Annotated in this window: 3 protein-coding genes; 1 reads left to right on the top strand and 2 read right to left on the bottom strand. The window is 58.2% G+C overall.

Annotation, left to right across the window (positions count from 1 at the left end; translation table 11 throughout):
- Nucleotides 1–2,845: hypothetical protein (locus tag VNM72_10555; protein ID HXF05840.1), on the top strand; the 2,845-nt coding region annotated here is incomplete at its 5' end.
- Nucleotides 2,846–2,906: 61 nt separating this feature from the next.
- Here the strand turns inward: VNM72_10555 and VNM72_10550 are convergent.
- Both VNM72_10550 and VNM72_10545 read right to left on the bottom strand, forming a co-directional pair.
- Nucleotides 2,907–5,480 (bottom strand): M14 metallopeptidase family protein, encoded by a 2,574-nt coding sequence (locus tag VNM72_10550; GenBank protein HXF05839.1) that lies wholly within the window; start codon nucleotides 5,478–5,480, stop codon nucleotides 2,907–2,909.
- Nucleotides 5,481–5,691: 211 nt separating this feature from the next.
- Nucleotides 5,692–5,969: CapA family protein (locus VNM72_10545; GenBank protein HXF05838.1), on the bottom strand; the 278-nt coding region annotated here is incomplete at its 5' end.

The raw sequence follows: 5,969 nt of genomic DNA, 5'->3' as shown, positions 1-5,969 counted from the left end.
AAATGCCATGGTCGGCAACGTCATTGACGAGCTGAAGATCAAGGAGATGCCGCTGAACGGGCGGGAGTTCTGGCAGTTGGCCCGGTTGGCGCCGAATGTCTTCGAGCCGCCTCAGAACTCAACTCTTGGCTTTCGTGGTGGATTCAACGTCGCTGGCAATCCTGAAGTCAACAACTATTTCCTTTTGGATGGCATTGACAACAACGACGAAACGACGGCGCAGCCCACGCATCGGCCCTCGGTTGATGGAATCCGGGAGTTCAAGGTGCTCACGGGCATTTACAGCGCCGAATATGGCCGCCAGTCCGGCGGGCAGATCATCATCACCACCAAGTCGGGAACCAACGAATTTCACGGAACGGCGTTTGAGTTCTTGCGCAACGACAACCTCGATGCCCGGAACTTCTTCCTTCGGGGTCCGAAGCCGGAACTCAAGCGCAACCAGTTCGGGGGATCAGCCGGCGGGCCGATTTTCAAGGATCGGACGTTTTTCTTCGTCACCTATGAGGGACTGCGGTTGACCGAGAGCGTCGCCCGGCTCCGCACGGTTCCCACCGAGAAGATGCGCCGGGGTGACCTGTCGGAGATCCGCACAACGATTCGTGATCCTCAGACGGGACAACCCTTCCCCAATAACATCATCCCGGAAAGTCGAATTCACCGAGTGAGTCGAGCCCTGTTGGAGTTCTGGCCGCTACCCAATCAACCGGGTATCGCCAACAACTATGCTTTCAACGGAGCCCGGACGCAGGATCAGAATCAGTTCTCCATTCGCATAGATCACAAACTCTCCAGCGCCAATAGTCTTTTCGGGAGCTATCAATTCATGCAGCGACGGAACTTCGAGCCCTCCAATCCGTTGTGTGGCGATCGGGGGTTACCGCTCTTCAGTTGCACCGAACCCGAACGGACGCAGCACATCGCCATTGTGGACACGCACGTCTTTTCCGCGCGCTTCCTCAATGAATTTCGTATCGGCTATAACCGACTGCGCACAAATCGCTTCCAGGACGACATGGTTCTCGGCAATGTGGTCCAGAAGCTGGGACTGCCGCAGGGCGGGCCGAATGGACTGGCGGGACCGCAGTTCTTTAACACGGGTGTGCCACAGGTGGCCGTGACAGGGTTTGCCACCATCGGTGGGCCGACGAATCTTCCTCAGGGTCGGCGAACGAATACCTACCACGTCGCCGACAGCATCACCTACACCGGAGGCAGCCACACGATCAAAGCCGGAGCCGACGTCAAGCGGTTCCTCTTCAACTCCTTCTTCACTCAGGATGGACGGGGCGCATTCTCCTTCAACGGGCAGTTCACCGGTAATGCGTTTGCCGATTTCCTGCTGGGACTGTTACGCACAACCGGACGCGCACCGGGTGAACCATTCTCCAACACCTATACATCTCAAGTGGGCTTCTATGGACAGGACGATTGGAAGGTATCGCCAAAGTTGACGTTGAACATCGGCCTGAGGTACGAACTGAACTACCCTGAGCTGGAGCGGGTCAATAAATTCTCAAGCTTTGACCCGGCGACCGGTCGGGTTCCCGTTGCCGACGGACGATTGATTGATGTTGATCCTCAAACGGGGAATCTCGTGACCGTGGGGAGGTCACCTCTTGGCCGTCGGATGTGGCGACTGGACAAGAATAACCTGGCCCCACGCTTTGGCTTTGCCTATCGGCCATTTGCCGATAACCGAACAGTGATTCGGGGCGGCTACGGGATCTTCTACAATCAGATCGTCGCCGGCAACGGCCTCTCGCCGATGTACCGTGGGATCCCATTTCGCACGCGACAGACTTTCACCAACACACCGTCGCAGATTGTCGCGACGTGGGAGAATCCCTTCCCTCCGGGACCTTCGGGAGCGGGATTCACTCCGCATGGGATCAACCCCGACTTCCCCTCGGCATATATCCAGCAGTGGAGCCTGAGCATTCAGAGGGAGTTGCACGGCGATATGGTGATCGAGCTGACGTATCTCGGGTCGAAAGGAACGCACCTGCCACTGGCGTACGACATCAATCAACCGGATCCGGGACCAGGAAGCATTCAGAGCCGCCGACCCTACCGTCAATGGAGCACCATCACCTGGCGCGATGCGGTGGGGACCTCAAACTATCACGGATTCTCACTCCGGGTCGAGCGCCGATTCTCGCAGGGCTTGGCGTTCCTCAGTTCGTGGACCTACTCCAAGTCCATTGATCTGGGGGCGCCACCCTCTACGTCGGGTGACGGAGAAGCCGGCGTTCAGAATCCGAAAAACCTGAGAGCGGAACGGGGACTCTCCGAGTTTGATACCCGCCATCGGTTCGTGACGAGCGTTGTTTACGACCTTCCGTTTGGCCGAGGCCGACGATGGTTGTCAAACGTGCCAACGATCGTTGACCATATTCTCGGCGGCTGGGAGTTGACCGGCATCTTCACTCTCCAATCCGGACGTCCCTTCACCGTCATTACTGGCCGCGACATCTCCAACACCGGCACGACTAATAGGCCGTTCCTCGTCGGTGATCCCAAGCTCGATCATCCCACGCCCGACCGCTGGTTCAACACCAATGCGTTTTCCGACACGCTGCCCCCCGGCGTCTTCGCCTACGGCAACGTGGGGCGAAATACGCTCATTGGCGATGGGATCAACAACCTTGATCTCGGCCTGTTCAAGAACTTCGACCTCGGTGAAGAGAGACGGCTTCAGTTCCGAGCCGAATTCTTCAACGTAGCCAATCATGCCAATTTCGGTCTGCCGGTGAGAAATCGTTCCTCGTCGGCTTTCGGGAGCGTGCAGCAAACGTCAACGCTGAATCGGCAGATTCAGTTCGGTCTGAAGTTCATCTTCTGAACCTTTGATCAGCACGAATGCGGCGCACGGGTCGGTTTCCGACCGGCCCGTGCGCTCGCCATTATTCCAGGGTCATCGAAGCGGCGCTGGCGTAAAGCAATGCATTGAAGAACATCTTGAATGTCGCATAGGACTGGCCGCGATATTGAGGCCGAAAGCCAAAGAGTACTGCTCGCCCACGCCCCAGGGGGAGGTCAACCAGGGCCGCCTTTCCCGTGAGTTTCTCTCCGCCGAGCAGCCAGCCGCTCAACAACGGCGACCCCGTCCCGTAAGAGGCGATGACCCTGGCACCTGGAGGGGCTTCGAACGCCGGTCCCTCTTCAAACCAGATGGGCGTTTCACGCTCCATTCCGAAGGCAATCGGATGCGTGGTGTCAACGTTCACTTTCAGGATCGAGCCGGGGCAGTAGAACTCACGGTTGGATACTCCTGCCAGCACGTCCTTGATTCCGAGACCGAACCGCTCCACGACAACATCTGATGCCGTGTTCAACGTGATCAGGGTCCCGCCAGCTTCGATGAACGAGCGAAGATTGTTCACTCCCTGATCTCCGATACCGCCGGTGTATTCGTCGGGCATCTGCGTGCCGGAACGCGGATCGGGGGCCCCTCGACGATGGCCCTCAATGATCGCCCGCGCGGAATTCTCCGGCAGGATGATCACGTCGAAGGTACGCTCCAATCCTCCTGCCCGGATGTCCTTATCGTAGATGCTCGTGTAGGGGATCTCGAACTGATCGAAGATCCAGCGCGTCCATCCTTCGTCCATCGAGGCGACATAGCTTTTGTAAAGACCAATCCGCGGGAGTCTCAGTTCGAGAGCTGGTCCGTTCGGGCGATGCGAGGCCGCTTCGACCTGGAGCGCCAATCGCCGGGCCACGCTCTCCAGTACAGTCTCGGCGCGAGCGTCCGCCGGGATGAACGCCGTTCCCGGACGCACGTCGGGACCCATCAACCGGTAGACCTTCACTCCGCTTTTGAGCAGATGGAATAAAGCCACCACTTCGTTGACGCCGTCCGGCTTGATGAGATAACCGACTCGCGACCGCCCCTTCACGAGCCCCCCTGCCGGGGGTTCAGCCCTGTCAACCGGTTCGAGGTCCACCGAGAACGGACGCGCCACCTCCACCACCTCGACGCCCATGAGCAACGGCAACGTATGGGCCGTGACATCGTAAGGTCGCTTGGGCGGACCGCCGGGATACTCGCGCAAATCGGGGTACTTCTGGCGCTCGAGTAATGTCTTGGCGAACGATCCGTAAGGTTGTGCCAGCTTGATGACGAAGCTTCCCGCAGGATACGTCCGGCCGTCGGCCTCAAACGATGCTCGCGCGCGCCCCACTTCGACCAGTCCGAACCGCAGGGTGTTTATCATCTTGGCCGTCGTCCACGGATCCTTTTGCTCTGCCGGAATGACGAAGGCATAGGGGGGACTGCGCCGTTCCACAGCACGTTTGCCGACGAGATAGAAATTGCGAAGGAATCGTTCCCGATCTCGCGCCGCCGTCCCGAGCAAAGAGAAGAAGGCCGAGAGTTGATAATCCACAATATCGCGCAGGCGCCAGAGACCTCCCGGCCAGGGTTCGAGATAGTTCCAGCTCGACTGCTTGCCGTTGTAACCGCGTCCCACCTCCAATCGTTCGAAGGGAATCTCGACCGGTGTCGCCAGCTTCACGCTGGCGGACTCGGTCAGAATTCGCAAGCCTCCGTGATAGCATTGATAGTGCCGCGCTGGAGTCCAAAGATCGTAAATCGCATTGACGACGATGCCCTTTTTCCCTTCGGCCGTCAGATCGGCAGCCATGCTCATCCCCAGATAGTTCATCCCCTGGACCAGAATGGGATCAATGTTGGGATCAATCGGGTCCATCCAAGGAGGCATGAACATCCGCGCCGAGTACATTCCCATCTGATGGACATCGTAGACAATCTGCGGATGCCAGACGTTGTGCACTTTGCCCACGGTCAGTTGCGTCTCCACCTGGGTGAACATGTACCAATCGCGGTTGTTGTCATGCCCGACATACTTATGGTAGAGCCAGGGCGGAGACGATCCTTCAAAAGGCGTTCCCACATATTTCCGATACCAATCAACGACCATCTGCTGGCCGTCGGGATTGAGCGAGGGAATCAGAAGCAGGATGACGTTGTCGAGAATCTGGCGCACGCGCGGGGTATTCTCGGTGGCCATGCGCCAGGCGAACTCGAGGGCCGTTTGAGCACTGGCGACCTCCGTCGAATGAATGTTGCAGGTGATGAGCACGACGACTTTCCCCTCTCGAATGAGCGCCTCCGCCTCAGCTTCGGACAGCCCGCGAGGATCGGCCAGTCGTTTTTGCTGCGCCCGATAGCGATCCAGTCGCGCCAGATTCTCAGGAGAGGAGATCGTCGCCATGATGAAGGGACGGCCCTCGGTCGTCTTTCCCAGTTCCTCGACCGTGATCCGGTCGGAAGCATTATCGAGCATTTTGAAATAGCTGGTGATCTGGTCCCAGTCGGCGAGCTTGCGATCCTCGCCCACCTCGAAACCGAGAAATTCGCGGGGCGATGTGATCCGGGCTTGCGCCCCACCGACGGTGGGAACAAGGGAACTGAGCAACAAGATGATGCTGAGAAATCCCTTTCGTCGTACCATTGCCTCCTCCGAAAATAGCCAGAGATTTCACAGATTTCCCACGATTTTCTCCGCGAAAATTGGTCTACTCTGCGGCCTCTTTTTCATCGTTTCTGGGCGGAAGCCCTCACTTTACGGGATAACTCTCCAGCGTGTCACCACGGATGAACACCGACTGCCTCGTCCATCCTCCGGTTCACCCGTGTTTATCTGTCGCGAAACGTTCATCGTCTCAGGGTTTGATCACGACCACGCCGACGCCGTCCTGATACCGAATGTCGGTTCCAAAAGGAGCCGACAGCGCGGCCAGCCGCTCGATGATCTCCTTACCAAGCGCAGGATCGGCCAGCCGGGGACGTCCGCGAACGGTGCGAGGCTGACGGAATCCCAGCGAAAGCGGTTGCAAGGTGATCTCCATCAACCGGCGATGGCCGTCGAACTGGACAAAGGCGGCCACGCTTTCCCAGTTGAGCTTATCAGCAGGAAAGCTACGACGATCATGATCCGACC

The organism is Blastocatellia bacterium (assembly GCA_035573895.1).
GTDB lineage: Bacteria > Acidobacteriota > Blastocatellia > HR10 > HR10 > DATLZR01.
The sequence above is the reverse complement of the archived record's forward strand: the minus strand, read 5'-3'. Positions and strand labels throughout refer to the sequence as shown.